General features: G+C 39.5%; 19 protein-coding genes. 16 read left to right on the plus strand and 3 right to left on the minus strand.

From position 1 onward, the window contains the following. Positions 1–96: 96 nt before the first annotated feature. The 11 genes from ACFSR0_RS00330 (at position 97) to cydC (ending at position 12,739) form a co-directional block, all read left to right on the plus strand. On the plus strand, positions 97–1,029 hold the full coding sequence (locus ACFSR0_RS00330; RefSeq protein ID WP_379978756.1) for a phosphate/phosphite/phosphonate ABC transporter substrate-binding protein: 933 nt from the start codon (positions 97–99) through the stop codon (positions 1,027–1,029). 100 nt (positions 1,030–1,129) lie between these two features. After that, positions 1,130–1,921, plus strand: coding sequence for a phosphonate ABC transporter ATP-binding protein (gene phnC, locus ACFSR0_RS00335; protein WP_379978758.1), 792 nt, complete (start codon positions 1,130–1,132; stop codon positions 1,919–1,921). Further along, positions 1,921–2,703 carry a phosphonate ABC transporter, permease protein PhnE gene (gene phnE / locus ACFSR0_RS00340; RefSeq protein WP_379978760.1) on the plus strand — a complete coding sequence of 261 codons (783 nt, stop codon included), beginning with the start codon at positions 1,921–1,923 and terminating at the stop codon, positions 2,701–2,703. The genes phnC and phnE (ACFSR0_RS00340) overlap by 1 nt, the downstream gene beginning before the upstream one ends. After that, on the plus strand, positions 2,700–3,491 hold the full coding sequence (phnE, locus tag ACFSR0_RS00345) for a phosphonate ABC transporter, permease protein PhnE (protein WP_379978762.1): 792 nt from the start codon (positions 2,700–2,702) through the stop codon (positions 3,489–3,491). Before phnE (ACFSR0_RS00340) ends, phnE (ACFSR0_RS00345) begins: the two co-directional genes overlap by 4 nt. Positions 3,492–3,639: 148 nt before the next feature. Beyond that, positions 3,640–4,398: a (Fe-S)-binding protein gene (locus tag ACFSR0_RS00350; protein ID WP_379978764.1), complete on the plus strand. Its 759-nt coding sequence runs from the start codon at positions 3,640–3,642 to the stop codon at positions 4,396–4,398. A 12-nt stretch (positions 4,399–4,410) separates the two neighbouring features. Further along, positions 4,411–5,889: a LutB/LldF family L-lactate oxidation iron-sulfur protein gene (locus ACFSR0_RS00355; protein ID WP_379978766.1), complete on the plus strand. Its 1,479-nt coding sequence runs from the start codon at positions 4,411–4,413 to the stop codon at positions 5,887–5,889. A 1-nt stretch (position 5,890) separates the two neighbouring features. After that, positions 5,891–6,601, plus strand: a complete 711-nt coding sequence (locus tag ACFSR0_RS00360) for a LutC/YkgG family protein (protein ID WP_379978768.1) — start codon at positions 5,891–5,893, stop codon at positions 6,599–6,601. Between the two features lie 244 nt (positions 6,602–6,845). Next, complete coding sequence (locus ACFSR0_RS00365) at positions 6,846–8,267, plus strand: cytochrome ubiquinol oxidase subunit I (protein ID WP_379978770.1); 1,422 nt, start codon at positions 6,846–6,848, stop codon at positions 8,265–8,267. Further along, positions 8,267–9,277: a cytochrome d ubiquinol oxidase subunit II gene (cydB, locus tag ACFSR0_RS00370; protein ID WP_379978772.1), complete on the plus strand. Its 1,011-nt coding sequence runs from the start codon at positions 8,267–8,269 to the stop codon at positions 9,275–9,277. The genes ACFSR0_RS00365 and cydB overlap by 1 nt, the downstream gene beginning before the upstream one ends. 2 nt (positions 9,278–9,279) lie before the next feature. Further along, positions 9,280–11,004 carry a thiol reductant ABC exporter subunit CydD gene (cydD, locus tag ACFSR0_RS00375; protein ID WP_379978774.1) on the plus strand — a complete coding sequence of 575 codons (1,725 nt, stop codon included), beginning with the start codon at positions 9,280–9,282 and terminating at the stop codon, positions 11,002–11,004. Beyond that, positions 10,997–12,739, plus strand: coding sequence for a thiol reductant ABC exporter subunit CydC (gene cydC, locus ACFSR0_RS00380; protein WP_379978776.1), 1,743 nt, complete (start codon positions 10,997–10,999; stop codon positions 12,737–12,739). Before cydD ends, cydC begins: the two co-directional genes overlap by 8 nt. 51 nt (positions 12,740–12,790) lie before the next feature. Here cydC and ACFSR0_RS00385 read toward each other — a convergent pair whose 3' ends face one another. Next, complete coding sequence (locus tag ACFSR0_RS00385) at positions 12,791–13,771, minus strand: polyprenyl synthetase family protein (RefSeq protein WP_379978778.1); 981 nt, start codon at positions 13,769–13,771, stop codon at positions 12,791–12,793. A gap of 100 nt (positions 13,772–13,871) precedes the next feature. Between ACFSR0_RS00385 and ACFSR0_RS00390 the strand changes: the two genes are divergently transcribed. From ACFSR0_RS00390 to ACFSR0_RS00400, 3 genes are all read left to right on the plus strand, one after another. After that, positions 13,872–14,780 carry a prenyltransferase gene (locus tag ACFSR0_RS00390; protein ID WP_379978780.1) on the plus strand — a complete coding sequence of 303 codons (909 nt, stop codon included), beginning with the start codon at positions 13,872–13,874 and terminating at the stop codon, positions 14,778–14,780. Between the two features lie 19 nt (positions 14,781–14,799). Then, positions 14,800–16,011 carry an NAD(P)/FAD-dependent oxidoreductase gene (locus ACFSR0_RS00395; protein WP_379978782.1) on the plus strand — a complete coding sequence of 404 codons (1,212 nt, stop codon included), beginning with the start codon at positions 14,800–14,802 and terminating at the stop codon, positions 16,009–16,011. A 152-nt stretch (positions 16,012–16,163) separates the two neighbouring features. Next, positions 16,164–18,611 carry a heavy metal translocating P-type ATPase gene (locus ACFSR0_RS00400; protein WP_379978784.1) on the plus strand — a complete coding sequence of 816 codons (2,448 nt, stop codon included), beginning with the start codon at positions 16,164–16,166 and terminating at the stop codon, positions 18,609–18,611. Between the two features lie 134 nt (positions 18,612–18,745). Here the strand turns inward: ACFSR0_RS00400 and ACFSR0_RS00405 are convergent, their stop codons facing one another. Beyond that, entirely contained in the window at positions 18,746–20,551 is a 1,806-nt protein-coding gene (locus tag ACFSR0_RS00405) for a M3 family oligoendopeptidase (RefSeq protein WP_379978786.1), read from the minus strand. Between the two features lie 104 nt (positions 20,552–20,655). Here ACFSR0_RS00405 and ACFSR0_RS00410 point away from each other — a divergent pair, with 104 nt between their 5' ends. Together ACFSR0_RS00410 and ACFSR0_RS00415 are read left to right on the plus strand one after the other, a co-directional pair. Further along, positions 20,656–21,159 carry a VanZ family protein gene (locus ACFSR0_RS00410; RefSeq protein ID WP_379978788.1) on the plus strand — a complete coding sequence of 168 codons (504 nt, stop codon included), beginning with the start codon at positions 20,656–20,658 and terminating at the stop codon, positions 21,157–21,159. Between the two features lie 18 nt (positions 21,160–21,177). Further along, entirely contained in the window at positions 21,178–21,903 is a 726-nt protein-coding gene (locus tag ACFSR0_RS00415; protein WP_379978790.1) for a YebC/PmpR family DNA-binding transcriptional regulator, read from the plus strand. A gap of 144 nt (positions 21,904–22,047) precedes the next feature. Here the strand turns inward: ACFSR0_RS00415 and ACFSR0_RS00420 are convergent, their stop codons facing one another. After that, positions 22,048–23,040, minus strand: coding sequence for an L-lactate dehydrogenase (locus ACFSR0_RS00420; RefSeq protein WP_379978792.1), 993 nt, complete (start codon positions 23,038–23,040; stop codon positions 22,048–22,050). Positions 23,041–23,198: the final 158 nt, after the last annotated feature.

Here is a 23,198-nt window from a genome sequence, read left to right on the forward strand (position 1 = left end):
TAATAAAAAAATATTGCTAATAAACGATTAATATTCTATAATCTAGTAGCAATTGTTCGTATTTAATTGCAAAACATTTACTAAAGGGGAATAAGGATGAAAGTTTGGAAGAAATTGGCAGCGGTTGGCTTGAGTTTAGCTGCAGCAGTTACATTAGCGGCATGTGGGAGCTCTAGTTCATCAAGTTCTTCATCAAAAGATGGAAGCTATGAGCCAAAAAAATTAACGGTACAATTCGTTCCTTCGCAATCTGCTGAAACATTGGAAGCAAAAGCGAAACCATTGGAAAAATTATTGAGTAAGCAATTAGGCATTCCAGTCACTGTAAGTGTTTCTACTGACTATAATACCATTGTAGAAGCAATGGGTTCTAAACAAGTGGATGTTGGTTTCTTACCACCAAACGCCTATGTATTGGCTCATGAACAAAGTGGTGTGAAAGTTCTTCTTCAAGCACAGCGCTATGGCATTTCTCAACCTGGTGGAAAGAGTACAGATAAATTAGTAGATAGTTACCGTTCAATGATTGTTGTGAAAAAAGGAAGCAATATTAAAGATGTTGATGATTTAAAAGGGAAAAAAATCGCAACTCAAGACGTAACTTCATCTGCTGGATATGTTTGGCCAGTTGCTGAATTGAAGAAAAAAGGAATTGATATTAATAAAGATGTTACAACGGTGCAAGTGAAAGGTCATGACCAAGCTGTTCTTTCCGTTCTAAATGGAGATGTGGACGCAGCCTTTGTCTTTGAAGATGCCCGTAATACAGTGAAGAAAGACTATCCACAAATTATGGATGAAGTAGAACCAATGTACTTTACTGAACCAATTCCAAACGATACCATCAGTGTTCGTTCAGATATGAGTAAAGAATGGGACAAAAAAATTCAAGACGCCTTTATTGCAATCGGTAAAGATCCAAAAGGGAAAGAAATTATTTCTTCTGTCTACTCGCATGAAGGCTATGTAAAATCAAAAGACAGCAATTTTGATATCGTTCGCGAATACGCAAAAGAAGTTGGACAATAAGCAAACGTTTCTATAAAATAGGAACAAAGGGTATCGAGTGTTACCGATACCCTTTTGCATTGTATTTTTTTATTTTTAATATAAGAAAGTAGGAAAAAAAGTGACAGAGGAAAATCAAGCGATTATTTCGTTTAAGCATGTCAATAAAGTCTATCCAAATGGTGTTCATGGATTGCGGGACTTGAATATTGATATTAAAAAAGGAGAGTTTGTCATTGTTGTCGGTTTATCCGGAGCTGGAAAGTCCACCATGCTACGTTCAATCAACCGCTTACACGAGATCTCAAGTGGTGAAATTTTAATTGACAATCAATCCATTACAAATGCGAAAGGGAAGGAATTGCGGTTAATTCGCAGAGATATTGGAATGATTTTTCAAAGTTTTAATTTGGTCAAACGTTCAAGTGTTTTGCGAAATGTCTTAACGGGACGTGTAGCTTATCATCCAACATGGAAAATGCTTTTAGGTCTATTTCCAAAAGAAGACAAAGAACGGGCGTATCAATCATTGCAACGTGTCAATCTAGCTGAAAAAGTCTACACACGAGCAGATGAATTGTCTGGTGGGCAGCAACAACGAGTTTCGATTGCAAGAGCTTTGACACAAAAACCGAAAATTATTTTAGCAGATGAACCCGTTGCTTCGTTAGATCCAGTGACTACCGAAAAAGTAATGGATGATTTAAAACGGATTAATCAAGATTTCGGGATTACGGTGGTTGTCAATCTGCACTCTGTGGAGTTAGCACGTCAGTATGGTACACGAATCATCGGTTTGCGTGATGGGGGTCTAGTTTTTGATGGATCGGTAGCGGAAGCAACTGATGATACATTGAAGGCAATTTATGGTGGTGAAATTTTGGAAGAAAAAGCACAAGGAGCGATTGTATAATGAATTCACAGACGCTACCAAAACGTGGGGGACTTTGGAAAAATTTCTTGTGGTTAGCTATTTTTGTCTTGATATTGATTGTTAGTGGCAATATTTCGGGTGTCGATATTCCACGCTTTGTGACCAATGCAGGACAGATGACTATTATCATCCAGAAAATGGCTCATCCGGATTGGTCCTATGTTTCCATTATCATAAAGCCTATCTTAGAAACGTTACAGATGGCTATTATTGGTACAACGATAGGTGCTTTATTTGCCTTTCCATTTTCTTTATTTGCTGCTCGAAATATCGTACATAATAAATGGGTTACTGGTATTTTCCGCTTTATTTTAAATATTATCCGGACCATTCCAGATTTAATGCTAGCAGCATTGTTCGTTGCCATTGTCGGTATCGGTCCTGTGGCAGGGGTTATTTCATTAGCTGTATTCACGTTTGGAATGATTTCAAAATTGTTTTTTGAGTCGATTGAAACAATTGATGATGGGCCGATTGAAGCAATTACAGCATCAGGTGGTTCCAGATTAGATATTATTCGTTACGCGGTACTCCCCCAAGTCACGAGTCATTTTTTAAGCTATCTTCTGTATGCTTTTGAGATAAACGTTCGAGCATCAACTGTCTTAGGGTATATTGGTGCTGGTGGAATTGGGATATACTTGCAACGCTCGCTTAGCCAATTTCGTTATGATCAAACGTCTATTATTGTCATTGCTATCTTCGCAGTCGTGTTAGTCATCGACACAATTAGTAATAAGTTAAGGGAGCGATTAATATGATGTTGCCAGCTGAACCAAAAAAACATCTGGTAAGAAACTGGATTATTGCTTTGGCATTACTAGCAATGTATGTATGGGCATTTTCTGGTATTCCGTTTACTGGTGTGAAAGAAAATGTGAAAGAAATTGTTGGCTCTATTTTTCATGGACTAACGCACCCGGATTGGGCCTATGTGTATACAGGTGATGGCGAAGATTTGATTTCTTTGATGATTCAAACGGTGGCGATTGCCTTTTTAGGAACGTTTATTTCATCCTTGTTGAGTATACCGTTTGCCTTTTGGGCTGCGCGTACCAAACAAGGCAATCGTTTTGTATCAGGTACAGGGAAAATTATGCTAACAGCGATTCGGACTTTCCCGGAAATTGTGTTGGCAATTATGTTTATTAAAACAGTGGGACCAGGTTCGTTTGCCGGTGTATTGGCTGTCAGTGTACACTCAATCGGGATGCTTGCCAAATTATACAGTGAAGCGATTGAAAATATGGATCAAGGACCATCAGAGTCAGTTATTAGTGCCGGTGGAAATCGCTGGGATCTTTTGGCTTATGCGACCTTGCCACAGTTAGTTCCGGAATTCATTTCCTTTACATTGTATCGCTTTGAATTAGCTGTGCGTTCAGCCTCTATTTTAGGGATGGTTGGTGCCGGTGGGATTGGGACGCCAATGATCTTTGCAATCAATGCTCGAAACTGGAGTCGCGTGGGAATTATCTTAATTGGAATTATTATAACTGTTACGCTGATTGATTTTATTTCTGGTCAATTAAGAAAACGGTTAGTGTAAATAAAAGAAAACGGATGAGAACAAGATTTCTCATCCGTTTTTTTGGTTTATACAGATTATTCTATCCGTCAAAAAAATACGATTTCCTTTTGAAAGCTTTTTTGAAAAGGAGTATACTAAAATTATTCTAATGTAGGAGATGACGATCATGAAAGTGAGTTTGTTTACGAGCTGTGTCGTAGATGCCCTTTTTCCAAATGTCTCGATTGCGATTGTAGAAGTGCTCGAACGTTTTGGGATTGAAGTGCTATATCCAGAGAATCAAGTCTGTTGTGGACAACCCACATTAAATAGTGGGTATCGAGAAGAATCGCGAAAAGTATTAATTAATCAATTAGAAGCATTTAAAGATGCTGATTATGTAGTGGGCGCCGCAGGAAGTTGCACAGCCTCTATGAGAGAATATGCGGAGTTTTTTAAAGATGATCCAATCTACTATGAAGAAGCAGTTAAGTTGCATGATAAAACATATGAGTTTACCCAGTTTTTGTATCATGTTTTGGGGTTAACTGATGTGGGTGCAACATTATATAAAAAAGTAACCTATCATCGCTCTTGCCATATGACTCGTCTGTTAGGGGAACGAGAATCACCGTTTGAACTAATGAAACATGTTAAGGGCTTGGAATATGTTGAGATTCCTCATATTGAAAATTGTTGTGGGTTTGGCGGAACCTTCTCAGTGAAAGAACCCATCATTTCAAATGCGATGGTCACAGAAAAAATGAACGACATCATCGATACAGGTGCAGAAGTTTTAATTAGTGCCGATATGGCTTGTTTAATGAATATTGGCGGGAAGTTCAACCGTGAAGGCAAGCCAATCACGATTATGCACATCGCAGAAGTATTAAATCATGATGTTGATTTATCAAGAGTCAAAATTCCAGAAAAGGCATTGGCATAGGAGGACGGATACATGGGATTAAAGACAAGTACCTTATCTTTCGATGAACGATGTACGGAAAACATCGAAGACAAACAAATGCAGGCAGCATTAAAGAAAGCACAAGATGCGCAATGGATTAAACGAGAAGGCTCCCGCGACCAATTAGGAAATTGGGAACAATGGCGGGAATTAGGACAGCAAATCCGGCAACATACGTTAAATCATTTACCCGATTATTTAGAACAATTTAGTGATAATGTCGAAAAACAAGGGGGACATGTCTTCTTTGCCCGGACGGATAAAGAAGCGCAAGAGTTTGTCCGCCAAATTGTCTTAGAAAAAGAAATTAAAAAAATTGTGAAATCCAAATCAATGGTTACCACGGAAGTTGGATTGGATCCAATGCTTGAAAAAATGACCGATGTTAGTGTGGTTGAAACGGACTTAGCAGAATTTATTTTGCAAATGGATAATTGGGATGAACCTTCACACATTGTTTTCCCAGCTGTCCATAAAAATCGGCATCAAGTGAAACAAATTTTTGAAAAACTTGGGTATGTTGGTTCAGATGAGCCTGTGGATTTGGCAAAGTTTGCTCGTAAAATATTGAGAGAACGATTCTTAGAAGCTGATTTAGGTATTTCTGGTTGTAACTTTGCAATTGCTGATAGTGGCATGATCAATTTAGTGACCAATGAAGGAAATGCTGATTTATGTATTAGTATTCCTAAAACACAAATCGTCTTAATGGGGATGGAACGGATCGTCTCAAGTATCAAAGAAGCAGAAGTATTGGACAATTTGCTTTGTCGCAGTGCGGTTGGTCAAAAATTAACGAGCTATGTGACGTTTGCTGGTCGCAAGCATGAAGATGAATCAGATGGACCAGAAGATTTTTATGTTGTGATTGTTGACAATGGACGATCAAATGCGTTAGGCACACAATTTCAAGAAATGTTGCAATGCATTCGATGTGGGGCTTGTTTAAATGTCTGCCCAGTGTATCGTCATATTGGTGGGCACGGTTATGGGTCTATTTATCCAGGACCAATGGGTGCAGTGCTGTCTCCAATTTTAGGTGGATACGAAGAATTCGGTGATTTACCCTATGCGTCAAGTCTTTGTGGAGCATGCACGGATACTTGTCCAGTAAAAATTCCTTTGCACAAATTGCTAATTGAGCATCGTACAGTGATGACCAATGAACTAAAGATGAAACATGGGCTGGATGATGCAACCATGAAAATGATTGGCCGCGTTACGGCTTCCCCAATCGCGTTTAAAATGGTAGAAAAGGTGGATCATGCTGGATCTGCAATGATTACGAAAAAGAAAGATATGAGTGTAAAAAACTTATATAACCATGATGGCTATTTAAACAAAGCGCCTGCAATGGCTAAAAATTGGACCGACTATCGTGATTTACCTCGACCTCCTAAAGCAAAAGACAATTTCCGTCAGTGGTTTAAAGATCATCAAAAAGCGAAAGCGCAAATGGGGGGAAAGTAAGATGACGAGCACAACAAACGAAAACAGAGAAAACTTTCTTGATCATTTGGCCGGATGCTTAAAGTATGAGCGCCACAGTTTAAAGGATTCAGCTGTGCCGTTTATGAATGATTTACCGCATGAAACATTAAATGATCTGACTCAAGACGAATTGTTAGAAGTCTTAAAAAAACAATGCGCAGCACTTCATTGCCAATTGCTTACAACATCGCTTGCCGATTTGCCTGCTACATTGGCAACCCAAATTCAAGAATATGGGGAAGGTTCCATGATTTTACCAGATGATCCTCGGTTTGAGGAATATGGGCTAGCTGATTTCACTCATCGTCCGAATACATATATTTGGCAAAAAGGTGCAGATAAACGACAAGCCAATATCTTTGAGGCCCAACGTTCGAATATCGGTATTGCTTTTGCAGAATATGTGTTAGCAGAGTCAGGAACCGTTGCGCTGGAATCATCCGCGGGTCAAGGAAGGTCGTTGCATTTTTTGCCTACAAATTACATTGCAATTGTTCCTATCAGCAAAATGGTTCCCCGAATCACGCAAGCGACAGATCACTATGCCGCTAAAATCAAAGCTGGAGAAGCTACTGGCTCGGCTTTGAATTTTATCTCAGGTCCTTCAAATTCCGGAGATATTGAAATGGTTTTAGTTGAAGGCGTACATGGGCCGCTCCATGTCACATATGTTGTAGTCGAAGATTGCTAAGAAAAGATCTCTTGCATGCTATATGCAGGAGACCCTTTCTTTTTCACTTTGAAAGTTTGTTTGGAAAGTTTGGTCAAATGAGAGGCGCAAACATTGCATTTATTTGAAAATCGCCTATTATAATAGAGGGTGAGTTATAATAAAAGGAGTACTTTTTAGATAGGTATTCGTGAAAAAACTTGTAAAATGGTTAGTTGTAAGACCACATGTACAGAATGTACAAAGTTGATTGGAGGAATAGGAAATGGATATTGTTACATTAGCTCGAATCCAATTTGCTATGACGACGGTGTTTCACTTTTTCTTCGTCCCATTATCGATTGGGATGGCATTTGTCGTAGCAATTATGGAAACTCTTTATGTAACGAAAAAAGACGAAGTTTATAAGAAGATGGCTAAGTTTTGGGCACAAATCTTATTATTAAGTTTCGCAGTAGGTGTCGTGACAGGTATTATTCAAGAATTTCAGTTCGGTATGAACTGGTCAGATTATTCTCGCTTTGTCGGCGATATTTTTGGAGCACCTCTAGCAGTTGAAGCTTTGCTTGCGTTCTTTTTGGAATCAACCTTCTTAGGGTTATGGATATTTACTTGGGATCGAGTAAAACCGGCAGTGCACGCACTGTTCATTTGGTTAGTTGGTTTTGGCTCCATCATGTCCGCTTTTTGGATATTAGTTGCGAATAGCTTTATGCAACATCCAACCGGGTATACCATTAACAATGGTCGGGCAGAAATGACGGATTTTGGAGCAGTCATTAGCAATCCCCAAGTTTGGTATGAGTTTTCACATGTTATCGCCGGTGCAATATTAACTGGAGGGATTGTGGTCGCTGGGTTATCTGCTTTCCAATTGTTGAAGAAGAATCAATTAAGTGAATTGACACAAAAAATTTACAAAAAAACCGTTAGAGTTGGCCTTTGGGTAACGTTAATTGGTTCCGCTTCTGTTTTGTTTGCAGGTGACTTACAAATGAAAGCGTTGGTTGAAGATCAACCAATGAAATTTGCTGCAACAGAAGGATTATATGAAAACTCAGGAGACCCAGCTGCTTGGACGGTAGTCGCTTGGGCAAACGAGGCGAAAAAGGAACGCGTATTTGGGATTGAAATTCCTTATATGCTAAGTATCTTGTCTTATAATGCTCCAGAAGGTGCTGTCAAAGGCATGAATGAAATTAACAAAGAATTGACTGCCAAATATGGTGAAGGTAATTACTACCCTCCTGTCAACACTTTGTTTTGGAGCTTCCGGGTGATGGCTGGTTTTGGAACGTTAATGTTATTGGTCGCAATTGTGGGTCTAATTATGACACGCAAAAAGAAGGAAACGCTATACAAAAAAAATTGGCTGTTATGGGTTCTTGGTTTGATGACCTTTGCGCCATTTCTAGCAAACACTTCAGGTTGGCTAATCACTGAGCTTGGACGGTATCCTTGGACAGTTTACGGCCTGTTTAAAATTGAAGATAGTGTGTCACCTAATGTATCGGTGACATCACTATTAATATCAAATATTATTTACTTCTTACTGTTTGCCGGTCTGGGTGCTGTGATGGTTTACTTGGTTATTCGCGAATTGAAAAAAGGGCCTGAATATGTGGATCATCAACAGGAAGCAGATAGCAAACCGTCGATAGATCCATTTGATGGAGGTGCATTCTAATGTCTGGTTTACAATTAATGTGGTTTGTGTTAATTGGCGTTTTATTTTCCGGTTTCTTTTTCCTTGAAGGATTTGACTTTGGTGTCGGCATGGCTGTCCAGACGTTAGCTCATAATGACGAAGAAAAAGACCAAATTGTCAATACGATAGGACCTGTTTGGGATGGTAATGAAGTATGGTTACTAACCGCAGGGGGCGCTATGTTTGCTTCATTCCCTTATTGGTATGCATCTTTGTTTAGTGGATATTATTTAATCCTCTTTATTATTTTATTTGGTTTGATTATTCGCGGCGTTTCCTTTGAATTTCGGCATAAAGTGCCAGAAAAAAATAAAAATTTCTGGAACTGGACATTAAGTATTGGTAGTTTCATTGTACCTTTTTTCTTTGGTGTTCTCTTTATCAGTTTGGTGCAAGGTATGCCAATTGATGCGGATGGAAATATGACTGCTAAGTTTACTGATTATATTAATCTCTTTTCAGTTGTTGGTGGAGTGGCGTTGACGTTGCTTTGCTACTTGCATGGGTTAAATTATATTTCCTTGAAAACAGAAGGACCGGTCAGAGAACATGCGCGCAATTATGCTAAATTGCTTTATTATGTCCTTTATGTTGGTTTAGTTTTGTTTGCAATCTTGTTGTATTTCAAGACAGATTTCTTTGATAATAATTTTGCGTTGACAAGTCTACTAGTGTTAGCAATTGTATTGTTGACAGTTCTTGCTAACATTTCAGTGTTTAAAGAAAAAGAAATGACTGCTTTTATTGCGAGTGGCTTGACAATGGTTGTCTTAGTAGCCTTACTTTTCACAGGACTATTTCCACGTGTGATGATTAGTTCATTAGGCAGTCAATTTGATCTGTTAATTAAAAATGCTTCATCGACGCCTTATACGTTGAAGTTAATGACGTATATCTCCTTTACGTTATTACCATTTGTCTTAGCATATACTGCTTGGGCATATTATATATTTAGAAAACGTGTAACGTTAGATGTGAAAGGATACTAAGAATGGTTGATAAAGCGATTATGCGCTTGCCGAACATTCAAAAAATAATGATGGTGCTTGCAGGGTATGCTATCTTGCAAGCTCTCTTTATAATTGGGCAAGCTTACACCTTAGCAACAGTCATTACCCACTTGTGGGAAGGCAAATCGTTGCAAGCTCAATTTGGGCTAATTGTGGCTTTTTTTCTCTGTTATAGTGCTCGTCATGGTGTCATTTTTTTCCGTGATAAATTATTGGACAACTATGCACAAGAACAGGTGGAATTGTTAAGAAGCCAATTACTGGAAAAATTATTCCGATTAGGTCCCGTTGTAGTCCAAGCACAAGGAACAGGGAATATGATTACGATGGCTTTAGAAGGAATTTCCCAAGTTGAGAACTACATTCATCTCATTTTGGCTAAAATGATGAACATGATGATTATTCCTTGGCTGATTTTAGTCGTTATTTTTTTCTTAGATTGGGAATCAGGGCTTACATTGCTGCTTATTTTCCCCCTGATTATTATTTTTATGATTATTTTAGGGTATGCGGCTCAAGCGAAGGCTGATCGCCAATACCGCGCCTTTCAATTGTTGTCCAATCATTTTATTGATTCTTTGCGAGGAATTGATACGTTGAAGGTATTTGGATTAAGCAAACGCTATGGTCGTAGTATTTACCAAACAAGTGAAGCGTTCCGCAAAGCAACGATGAGTACGTTGAAAATTGGTATTTTATCGACGTTTGCCTTGGATTTTTTTACCACGTTATCCGTAGCAATTGTCGCGGTTCTTTTGGGCTTAAGACTCATCAATCAAGAAGTTTTTTTATTTCCGGCTTTAACGGTATTGATTTTGTCCCCGGAATATTTTTTACCAGTTCGTGATTTTTCTAGCGATTATCATGCAACATTGGATGGAAAAAATGCGATGACTGCTGTACGAGAAGTATTAGAATTACCAGAAGAAACAGAGGTACAACAATCGCTCCCTCAATGGGGGAAAGACGCTCAACTAACACTACATCAAATGAGCTTTTCTTACGACGGGCAGACAGAAACTATTCAACCATTTGATTTGACAACAACCGGCTTCAAAAAAATTGGTGTGATTGGGATGAGTGGTTCTGGAAAATCAACTTTAATTAACGGATTAAGTGGTTTTCTGACGCCAAGTGGTGGATCCATTGAGATTGCTGGACAACGTGTGACCTCCTTCGCACAGAAAGATTGGCAAAAACAAATGATTTATATCCCACAAAGTCCGTATCTTTTCCAACTAACATTACGGGAAAATCTTGCTTTTTATACACCAAATGCCACTGAAAAGGAAATTCAAGAAGCCGTTAATGTCGTGGGATTGAATGAATTGGTAGCTGAATTGCCCCAAGGACTAGACACACCAATCGGTCAGGGTGCACGTGCGCTGAGTGGTGGACAAGCCCAACGGATTGCGTTGGCACGAGCTTTCCTAGATAAAAAACGAAGTATTCTTCTTTTTGATGAACCAACGGCGCATTTGGATATTGAAACAGAAGTTGAAATCAAAGAACGAATGCTGCCATTAATGGAAAATCGACTTGTTTTCTTCGCAACTCACCGCTTGCATTGGATGCGTCAAATGGATGTTATTCTCGTGATTGAGCAAGGGAAAATTGTCGAGCAAGGGACATTTGCCGAATTGACAGCTAAGCAAGGGCATTTTTATGAATTGACAGAGCAAATGAGGAGGGAAGAACATGTTTAAAATTCCACTTTTCCAATCTCTAAAAACGGATCAATGGGTGAAACCTTTTCTTCACCAGTATAAAAAAGCATTGTACTTGGCGTTATTTTTAGGTTTTATGACCTTCTTTTGTGCGGGTGCGCTGATGTTTACTTCTGGTTATTTGATTAGTCGTTCGGCTTCGTTACCAGAAAATATTCTAATGATTTATATTCCGATTGTTCTAACAAGGGCGTTTGGGATTGGCCGACCCGTTTTTCGTTATGTGGAGCGTTTGACTAGTCATAACTGGGTGTTGAAAATGACATCTAAGCTTCGTCTCAAGCTTTACCTCACGTTAGAGAAAGAAGCAATGTTTTTTAAACAAACCTATCGAATGGGTGATATTCTGGGACTTTTGGCAGAAGATATTAACCACATTCAAAATTTATATTTGCGAACAATCTTTCCAACAATTATTGCTTGGATTCTCTATGTGTTTGTGATAGTTGGTTTAGGTTTCTTTTCACTTTGGTTTGCATTGGTCATGACTATTTTATTTTTCGGCTTGGTTGTGGTCTTTCCGCTTGTCTCTGTGCTAATGAATGGTGCAAGACAAGAGCGAGAAAAACAAGTAAAAAATGCGTTGTATATCGATTTAACGGATAATGTGATGGGGGTCTCTGACTGGATATTCAGCCAACGTTCACAAGAATATGTAGCTTCCTATCTTGAAAATGAGCAGCAGCTTTATCATGTTCAAAATGAATTACGACGATTCAATCGCTTACGCAATTACTTTTTTCAACTGTATATCGGCTTGATGGCGGTTAGTCTAATTCTCTGGACAAGCCAGCGATTTGTAGGAAATCATGGCGGAGCAGCAAACTGGATTGCCGCCTTCGTACTCAGTCTTTTTCCGCTGATTGATGCATTTGCTGTTTTACCTGATGCAGCGCAAGAAACGAATGTTTACAAAGATTCTTTGAATCGATTGAATGCGCTGAACAGTCAAGCTACGCCTGAGGATTCTGCACTCCCTATTCAGACGCTGACAATCCAATTGAAAAACCTTTCCTTTCATTATCCAAATGAAAGCAAAATGGTGCTTAATGGCTTGGATTTAACCATTCCTCAAGGGCAAAAATTAGCTATTTTAGGTCGAAGCGGATCAGGAAAAAGTACACTTGCAACCCTTATTCGTGGGGACTTGGCGCCGACGGATGGTTTTTTGACCTTAGGAGAGGTGCCAACGAATCAATTTGGTGATCAAATAGCTAACTATATTGGTGTTATTCAACAAACACCCTATTTATTTCATACGACCATTTTGAATAATTTGCGTATTGGGAATGAAGAAGCTTCAGTGGAAGAGGTGTGGCACGTTCTTGAACGCGTAGGGTTAAAAAAATTGGTTCAACGTTTGCCAGATGGACTCCAAACGATGGTGGATGAAGCTGGTTTGCGTTTTTCTGGTGGTGAGCGGCATCGAATGGCGTTGGCGCGTATTTTGTTACAAGACACACCCATCGTTTTGCTAGATGAACCAACTGTAGGTTTAGATCCAATCACAGAACAAGCCTTAATTGATACCTTTTTTGGTGAATTAAAAGATAAGACAATCATTTGGATTACCCATCATTTACAAGGAATTAATCAAATGGAACGCGTGCTGTTTATTGAGAATGGTCAAATTGAGCTTGCAGGAAGCCCAGCTGAATTGGCGGCTACAAGTCCTCGTTATCGATTGTTAAAAGCAGTGGATGAAGGTCGATAAAAAAGCAAGGACAATTGTCCTTGCTTTTTTATCGGGTGAATGAATAGTCAATCAGTAGTTGCGTGCCAACAATTGTCGTGTTAGTCGTTCGAGTTGATCACGGGCATGTCCTGCTGGCAAGCGTCGAATATCGGCCAATGCTTTTTCAGTATAGGTTCGTGCAAACTCTTTTGCTTGCTCTACCCCTTGATACGCTACGACGAGGGAGGCAACTTTTTTGGCTTCTTCTTCTGTTAGGTTCCCCTTTTTTCGTAAAAATGGTTCAAATGCTGCAGAATTTTGGGCTTTGGCCAAGAGCAGAGGAATCGTATACACACCCTGGGTCAAGTCTTCTAGAACTGGTTTTTGCAAAGTAGACTCATCGGAGGTGTAATCTAGGATGTCATCATACGCTTGGAAGGCAATACCAATGTTACGGCCAATGTCACCAGCGAGTGCTTCAATTTCTGGTGAAGTGTGGCCAAAGTGTGCCCCTTCCAGACAAGCAAGCCAGAAAAGCTCCGCTGTTTTGCCATTGACACTTAATAAATAATCGTCGATGGTTTGGTTGCTATTATAGCGGTTATGCATTTGATCCAGTTCACCTAAAAGCAATCCTTTCATTGCCTGCGCATTCATAGCCATAAAGGGTGAGCCATTCATGACATCAATTAATACTTCAAAAAACAGGGTAAAAAGCAAATCACCTGTATAAACGGCAATATCCTTTCCATAACGGGATTGAATAGTCATCGTTCCTCGGCGCAACGGAGAATCATCAATAATATCATCATGAATAAGGGTTGCCATGTGAAGTAATTCAATGGAAGAAGCGATTTTGATCAGATCTTCTTCATTTTGTTTTTCTTGTTCTCCAATTTCAGCGAATAGAAAGAAAAAAGCTGGTCGTAGATATTTCCCTCCAGCTTGACTAAAATCAATTAATGCTTGTTGGATGTCTTTGTTTCGTACGTTCAGCTGTTTTTCCAAAAATGAGCATACGACTTGGAGTTTGTTTTGAATCGTGGGATAATCGTTCCAGTGTGAATGCATAATACAACCCTTTCGATAGTCTTAATCACATAGTCACATTTTACCCTATTTTGTATCGAATTGGCTAATTTTATGCAAATTTCTTGGAAAGGAGGATTCTATGTCACTTAAAGTTTTTCTAGAACTTGTTGAATTTAAAGCGAAGACAGCAAGTGTCTTACCATTTTTGATTGGTATTTGTTATAGTTGGTATCATTTTCAATCCATTCATTTGGGGTTTGTTATTATTTTCTTTGTTGCAATGTTTTTATTTAATATGGCAGTGGATATTCTTGACAACTATAACGATTACCATCATGCAACTGCTGTCCACGACTACAAAGAAAAAACCAATATTATTGGACGCGAGCAACTTTCTTTGAGGCTTGTTTTTTGGTTGATGGTAGGAATGATTGTGATTTCCGCGACAATGGGCATTCTGTTGTCGGCCGTTGTTGGATGGCCGCTTTTTTGGATGGGGCTTTTTTGCTATTTTGTAGGTATTTTCTATTCATCCGGTCCCAAACCACTTTCAAGCATGCCAGTGGGTGAGTTTTTTTCAGGGTTTACAATGGGCTTTATGATTACGCTGATTTGTGTGTATTTGAATGCTTACCAAGCATTTTATTGGAATTTTTCACAAATTTTGAGTATCTTTATAATTGCATTGCCTAATACATTGTGGATTGCAAATTTAATGTTAGCAAACAACACGTGTGATTTGGAAGAAGATGAAAAAAATAAACGGTATACGCTCCCGCACTATTTGGGTAAAAAACAGTCATTGGCATTGTTTGTGGGCCATAACGTTTTTGCCTTTGTGGCCATTTTGTTGGCTGTCTTGCTGGGGTTGGCGCCGTATACAGTCTTGCTTACTTTTGCAATTGTGCCTTTTGTGTGGAAGCAAACAGGTATGTATTTGCGAAAACAAGTAAAAAAAGAAACATTTGTTTGTGCTGTTCGTATTTTAGCTATGGGTTCATTTGTTCAAGTAATAACGTATGTATTAGGAATAATAATTGATATCTAGAAGAAAGAGGGAACGAATCGTGAAAGAAGTTACGATTTTAGGAGCTGGTTATGCAGGATTACGCGCATTGAGAGCATTGCAAGAAAAGGCAGGCTCATTTCATGTGACATTGGTGGATCAAAATGATTATCATTATGAATCGACTTGTTTGCATGAAGTTGCTGCAGGTACACAAACAAGAGATAAGGTAACTTTCCCAATTAAAGATGTGGTAAAGGGACCAACTACCTTCATTCAAGACTGTGTGAAAAAAATTGATACGGAAAAACAAGAAATCACATTGGTGAAAAACAAACCATTACACTATGATTATCTAGTTGTTTCTCTTGGCTTCCGTTCTGAAACATTTGGCATACCAGGAGCACAAGAAGATGCTTTGCAAATGGTAAACATTGAAACAGCCGAAAAAATTCACCAACATATTTTGGCAATGATGAACAAATACAAAGAGACTCAAGACAAGAAGTACTTAAAATTAGTCGTTTGTGGTGCCGGTTTTACCGGAATTGAATTGGTCGGTTCATTGGTGGAAGCTCGTCAACGTTTTGCAAAAATCGCTGGTGTTGAACCGGAAGCAATTGAAATTTATTGTGTGGAAGCAGCGCCAAGTATTTTACCAATGTTCAATGATGATTTGACCAATTATTGCTTAGCTTACTTAGCAAAATGGAAAGTGCAATTGATGACAGGTAAACCAATTAAAGCAATTAAGCCAGATACGGTCGTGTACCAAGATGGCAAAGAAGCTACGGATTTAGCTGAATTACATGCGGCAACAATTATTTGGACAACGGGTGTGAGCGGTAGCGAAGTCATAACAGAATCAGGTTTCGCGGAACGTCGTGGTCGGGTAATGGTAAACGAAGATTTGACCGATCCAAATCATGCGAACGTTTATCTTATTGGGGATGTTTCTGCTGTGATGGACAAATCTTCAAATCGACCTTATCCAACAACTGCGCAAATTGCTACCAAGATGGGAGCACACGCAGGAGAAAATATCTTACGCCAATTAGCTGGTCAAGCAACGCAACCATTTACATATCAATCGCAAGGTTCAGTTGCATCAATTGGGAATACTCATGCGTTTGGTGTGGTTGGAAAAAGCAGCAAACCAATGAAAGGTTACCCTGCATCAGTGGTGAAAAAGATGATTGAAAATAAATCATTGCTTGAACTAGGTGGATTTAAGGAAGTCATGGCAAAAGGACGCTTTGATTTGTATCATTAAAAAACAGTATAGATACCTTACAAGCATGGGCTCACTAGAGTTCGTGCTTGTAAGTTTTTTTTGTTATAGAAAAAGAGAAAAGAAAATATCGTTGACAAATGTAAACGCAAAGGATAAAGTGAGGATAACAAGAGCAAACGAGGGGAGTAGAAATGATGAAAGAGACATTAGTGATTGAGGGGATAACTTGTGCTTCTTGCGCACTAACTGTGGAAAAAGCAGTAAAAAAAGTGGTAGGTGTGAATGAAGCATCCGTCAATTTAGCTACGGAAAAATTACAAGTTTCTTTTGAAGAAGCGCAAACGAATGTAGCCGAGATTGAGAAAGCTATTCAACAAGCGGGATATCGTGTCCAAACGAGTCAAGAAGTAACAACCTTTGCTGTTCAGGGAATGACCTGTGCCTCGTGTGTCCAAACCGTTGAAAAAGCGGTGAGTAAACTAGCGGGTGTCCAAGCAGCAACGGTTAATTTGGCAACAGAAAAGATGACAGTGACGTTTGATCATGATCAGGTCACTCCACAAAAAATTATTGCAGCGGTGAAAGAGGCAGGCTACGATGCAGAAGTCGCAACAGACAAGAATGCGACAGCTGAGCGGGATGCCAAACAAGCACATGCACAAACGATGTGGCATCGTTTTGTTGGATCAGCGATTTTCACTGTACCATTGCTTTATTTAGCAATGGCAGAAATGATGGGTTTACCTGTGCCTACGATAGTTAGCCATACGACCCATCCGTTGGTTTTTGCAAGTCTCCAATTTTTTCTTTGTGTGCCCGTGCTGATATTGGGACGCTCCTTTTTTCTAGTGGGCTTTAAAACCTTGGTGAAAGGTCATCCCAATATGGATTCATTGGTCGCATTGGGTACAAGTGCAGCCTTTCTTTATAGTGTCTATGGGTCCATTGAAGTTCTTCTAGGAAATCATCATTTTGCGATGAATTTGTACTATGAATCAGCTGCGGTGATTTTAACATTAATTACTCTGGGTAAGTACTTTGAAGCAGTTTCAAAAGGGAAAACGTCGGCAGCCATTCAAACATTACTAAATTTGACCCCTAAAATGGCAAGAGTCATGAAAGGTGAGGACATTCTAGAGCTACCCGTCGAAGATGTGCAAAAAGATGATATCCTTGTCGTACGTCCGGGAGAAAAAATTCCAGTAGATGGCATCGTCATTGAAGGGACCTCTAGTGTGGATGAATCAATGCTGACAGGGGAAAGTTTGCCAGTCGAAAAAACTGTCGGCGATGCAGTGATTGGTGCGAGCTTGAACAAACAAGGTAGCTTTCAGTTTCGAGCAACAAAAGTTGGCAAGGAAACAGCTTTAGCGCAAATTGTCCAATTGGTTGAGGATGCACAAGGATCCAAAGCACCTATTGCCAAATTAGCGGATAAGGTATCTGGTGTTTTTGTGCCAATTGTGATTGGTTTAGCACTTTTATCTGGGCTACTATGGTTCATTTTTGGACAGGAATCTTGGGTTTTTGCGCTAACAATTACGATTTCCGTTTTAGTGATTGCTTGTCCTTGTGCGCTAGGTTTAGCGACACCCACGGCCATTATGGTGGGAACAGGTAAAGGCGCTGAGAATGGCATCCTAATCAAAAGTGGGGATGCGCTCGAAATGGCTGAAAAACTTGATACGGTGGTCTTGGACAAAACAGGGACAATTACGGAAGGAAAACCAGTTGTCACTGATATTGTCGCTTACCATGGTTGGTCGGAGTCACAGGTACTACAATACGCAGCTACCGCAGAAGTGTATTCCGAACATCCATTAGGTCAAGCAATCGTAGAGGAAGCAACGGCACGTCAATTACCTAAATTAGCTTCTGAAAATTTTGCTGCAATCCCTGGATACGGATTAACCGCCATGATTTCGAAACAATGGATTTACTTAGGAAATGAAGCCTTGATGAGACAACAATCAATTGCTTATGAACAAGCAAGTAGTGTTGCTTCGTCGTTAGCACAAGCAGGGAAAACGGCCATGTATTTAGCAATTGATCAACAGTTGGTGGGAATTATAGCCGTGGCAGATACAGTAAAGGAACACAGTAAACAAGCCATCCAACAACTGCAAAAGCGTGGTATAGAGGTGGTAATGTTGACCGGTGATAATCAACAGACGGCCTCTGCGATTGCACAGCAAGTAGGGATATCCCGAGTTCTGAGTGAAGTTTTACCAGAAGATAAAGCAAATGAAGTGAAAAAAATTCAACAAGAAAACAAACGGGTGGCAATGGTAGGTGATGGGATTAATGATGCACCTGCATTGGCACAGGCAGATATTGGCATGGCAATTGGATCTGGGACGGATGTTGCCATTGAGTCGGCCGACATTGTGTTGATGAAGAGTGAACTACTTGATGTGGAAAAAGCCATTCATTTAAGCCAAGCAACCATGAAGAATATTCGTGAAAATCTTTTTTGGGCGTTTGCCTATAATGTTTTGGGTATTCCTGTTGCGATGGGCGTGTTGCATCTTTTGGGTGGACCATTATTAAATCCGATGATTGCTGGCGCAGCGATGAGTTTTAGCTCTGTGTCAGTTGTTTTGAACGCCTTGCGTCTAAAACGATTGCGATTGCAGTAAAGGTTCATTGATAGGGAAGACTAGAAATAAATCAAAGATTAGAAGTAAAGCAAAGAATAGCTGAGTAAGATGAACGCCTTAGTGGCGAACCCCTTACTCAGCTATTTATGTGGCAATGAATCAAGAAACAAAACTTAATTTACGAAGGCTTCTGTCAATTGTAAGAAGGTTTTGATATCAGCTAAAACCATATTGATTCCCGCTTGCCAGAAATCAGGTTTCGTTAAATCAACACCTAAATGTTTTTGAGCCAGTTCTTCAGTAGACATGGAGGCAGTATCGCGTAATAAAGCGATATAGTCATCTTCAAAGTTTGTCCCCTTTTCTGAAGCATAGGCATAAATTCCCATACTGAACAGATAACCAAACGTATATGGGAAATTGTAAAATGGGACATCATCAATGAAGAAATGTAATTTTGCAGCCCAAAAATGAGGATGATAAGAACCAAGTTGATCAAGATAGCTTTCTTTTTGGGCGGCTACCATCATATCTGTTATTTGTTGTGGAGATACCAACCCTTTTTGACGGGCGGTATAAAAGCTATTTTCAAAAATGAAACGAGCATGGATATTAAGAAACATCGCTACGGCATTTTGCATTTTGGTGTCTAATAAATTAATTTTTTCCTCAACGGTTGTTGCTTCCTTCAATGTGGCATCGGCAACAATTAATTCAGCAAAGGTACTAGCTGTTTCGGCAACGTTCATAGCGTAGTCTTGATTGAGGCTAGGAAGATCCCATAGGACACTGCTATGAAAAGCATGACCTAACTCATGGGCAAGCGTAGCTACTTCATTAACAGAATTACTATACGTCATAAAAATGCGAGATTCTTTTGATTCAGGTAAGCCAGTACAATAACCACCTGGGCGTTTGCCTGGACGATCCTCTGCTTCAATCCACGCATTATCAAATGCGGATTGTGCAAAATGGGCCATTTTGGGGCTAAATGTTGCAAAGTTTTTGGTGATAAAAGCTGCAGCCTCGTCAAAAGAATAGGTCTTTTCTTTCATCTCCCCTAAAATGATTGGCGCATCTTGATCTTGCCAAGCCATTTGCTCTTTGCCAAATAACTGTGCTTTTCGTGTAAGAAAATCCATCATTGGTTGTTTATTCTTTACAATGGTGGCCCACATTGTATCGAGGGTTTCTTTTTTCAAGCGATTGTATTCCAATGGTTCTTTTAGATAATCCTCTACACCATGTAGTCGTTGGGTAGAAATTCGAAAACCATCTAAATGATTCAATGTATCAGAAAATAGTGCTGCTTGTGCTGACCATGCTTTTTCCCAAGCATCAAATAAGGATTGACGAACAGCTGCATCTGGATCACCCATCATTTTATTAAAGGCTTGTCCAGCTGATAACTGTGTTGTTTGGCCGGTCTTATCGGTAAATGGAATGGTAATGGCTGCGACAAGGGTATCATAATGTTCGCTCCATGCATTCAAACCATCCAAAGCTAGTGTATGAATAATGTTTTCTTCTGCTTCCGATAGCAATTCTTTGCCATCACGACGGATTTCACTTAACCGAAAGGCAATTGGTGCGAAGCGAGTGTCTTCCAATAAAGTGGCCCAGTCTTCATCAGAAAAGACGGTTAATTTTTTGGAAAAGACTGTCGCAGCTAATTGAAAGACCGGTCGTTTAGCAGCAAGCTCACCCATCAATAATTTTGCTTCTTGATCATTCACATCACTAGAAAGTAATGCATTAATGAAACTTCCACATTGTCCAAAACCATTGGTGCATTTTTCTGCTAACTCAATGATTTCTACTAGCGCATCAGCTTCTTGGAGTGTCGGTGTCCATTCTTCTATTTTAGTATGGTAGTGGTTGATTTCTGTCGAGAGCTCTGCTAGTCGTTTTTTTAGAGCTTCAGAATGACTACCACCAGGGAAAATACTCTCTAAATCCCAATTTATTGCATAAGTCATGTTGTTCATTCCTCCCTTACCATCCTAGTATAGCATAGGTTTTCAAGTTGATTTGAAATGAAATCAGAAAATGGTAAGATAGAAAAGGATAGGAGTGGCAGCGAATGAAACAATGGCAAAAAGATGGACGTCTGTATTTAGTGATTGCATTTGCCGTAATGGCGGTAATCTTTTATTCTTCCTCCCAGACGTATGAACAACAGTCGCAAATTGGTTTCTTGCAGAAAGTATTAAAAAATCAACCATTTTTGAACCAACTACAAACAATTTCTTTTTCATATGCGGGCAAAGAAATCAGCGTTGCAGCAAATGGCTATTTTTCATTTTTGGAATTTTTTCTACGAAAAGGCGCGCATTTTTTTCTCTATTTTGTGATAGGGGGAAGCTTCTTTTTAGGTTTGCTTCCAAGGATAAAGTCAACTTTATTGACCGGCGTGATTGCATGGTTAGCAACTGTTGGTTATGCAGGACTGGATGAATACCATCAAATGATAACGGGGGGACGCACACCCCTTTTTCAAGACGTTATATTGGATGCCGCAGGTGCAGGAACGGCAATCCTTCTTTGTATGATTTGGAAATTTATTCGAAAAAGAAACGTTTTTTAGTTTTTAGGAGGGATAAACATGTCAGGACATAGTAAATGGAACAATATTCAAGGAAGAAAAAATGCACAGGATGCGAAAAGAGGAAAAATTTTCCAAAAATTATCACGGGAAATTTATATTGCCGCTAAAGCTGGTGGTGGAGAGGTCGCGATGAATCCAGCACTACGGTTGGTCGTCGACAAAGCCAAATCAGCGAATATGCCGAATGACAATATTGAGCGTGCAATCAAAAAGGCAACGAGTGGTCTCGAAGGAGCCAATTACGAAGAGTTGACTTATGAAGGTTATGGGCCAAATGGTGTGGCTATTTTGGTAGAGGCACTGACGGATAATCGCAATCGAACCCAGACAAATGTCCGCGTGGCGTTTACACGAAATGGGGGCTCGCTTGGTGAAACGGGCTCTGTCAGTTATTTGTTCAAACGCCAAGGGTATTTGGCAATTGAGCGTCAAGGGTTATCCATTTCAGAAGATGAGATGCTTGAAAAAGTAATTGAAGCGGGAGCAGAGGATTTGCAAACTTATCCGGAAGTCTTTGAAATTTATACAGAACCAGAAGATTTTCCAGTGGTAAGAGAGGCACTTGCAGAACAATTCACACTTGCTCAGGAAGAACTGACGATGGTTCCGCAAACAACGGTATCCTTGAATGAAGAACAGAAAGAACAGTTGGCTCACTTAGTGGAAAAATTAGAAGATGATGATGATGTGTCCGAAGTGTATACCAATTTTGTAGAAGCGTAAAGGATGCAGATGACTAAAAAACCCTTCGAATGTGGTAAAAGAGTGGAGAGACTCCTAAAAAGTTCATTTTTAGGATTACTTCAAATCTTTTTCCATTCGGAGGGTTTTTTCATAACGTATTTTTTTAGTTAGACGAGCGAAACATTATTTTTTCGCAGCTTTTGCATCTTCTTCTGCTAAGGCTTTAAAAGCAGAGTCAATCACTTCTTTAAGTTGTTTTGCTGAAGCGGCCATTTTGTCTTGTTCACTATCTGAAAGAGGAATTTCAATGACTTTATGCACACCATTGGCATTGATAACAGCAGGTGTTCCGATGTAGATACCATCTAATCCATATTCTCCTTCTAAATAGACAGAAAGTGGCAAGACTGCATTTTCATTATCAAGGATGGCACGTGTAATTCTGGCCAAAGCGACCGCGATACCATAATAAGTAGCACCTTTTTTCTCGATAATCGTATAAGCAGCATCTCGGACACCAAAGAATAAATTAACCATTGCTTCTTCATCTACTTCAGGGTTATTTTTGACCCATTCATAGATTTGTAAACCGGCAACATTCGCATGAGACCAAACAGGAAATTCAGAATCACCATGTTCTCCTAAAATGTAGGCATGGACATTTCGAGCATCCACGTCAACTAATTCAGCTAGTGCTTGACGGAATCGAGCTGAATCGAGTGAAGTTCCAGATCCAATGACACGTTCTTTAGGGAAACCAGAAAATTTCCATGTAGCATAAGTTAAAATATCAACAGGGTTAGCAGCGACTAAGAAAATACCATCGAAGCCTGAAGCAATGATTTGTGTTACAACCGCCCGATTGATTTTTAAGTTCTTGCTCACTAAATCGAGACGAGTTTCACTAGGTTTTTGTGCAGCGCCAGCGGTAATAACTACTAAATCGGCATCATGTGCATCAGCATAAGTTGCGGAGTAAATTTTCTTAGGAGAAGTAAAAGCTAGTGCATGGGAAAGGTCAATTGCATCACCTTCTGTTTTTGCAGCATCAATATCAATAATACCAACTTCTTGTGCAATGTTTTGCGTGACTAGAGCAAATGCATAACTTGAACCAACTGCGCCATCTCCGACTAAAATGACCTTTTGGTAATTCTTTTCAGTAGTTGCAACCATTTGAATCCATCCTTTATTTTTATTTTTCTTACACTTGCTATGTTACCATCTTCGGCTTTCTTTGTCATGTGATTCACTAAACAATATAACAGATTTTTTTCTGTGTTTCGTTGTAAATGCTTTCCTGATTGCGTTTTATTTACTTAATATGAAACAGT

The sequence above is a fragment of the Enterococcus camelliae genome (genome assembly GCF_042685105.1).
In the GTDB taxonomy this organism is placed as follows: domain Bacteria; phylum Bacillota; class Bacilli; order Lactobacillales; family Enterococcaceae; genus Enterococcus_G; species Enterococcus_G camelliae.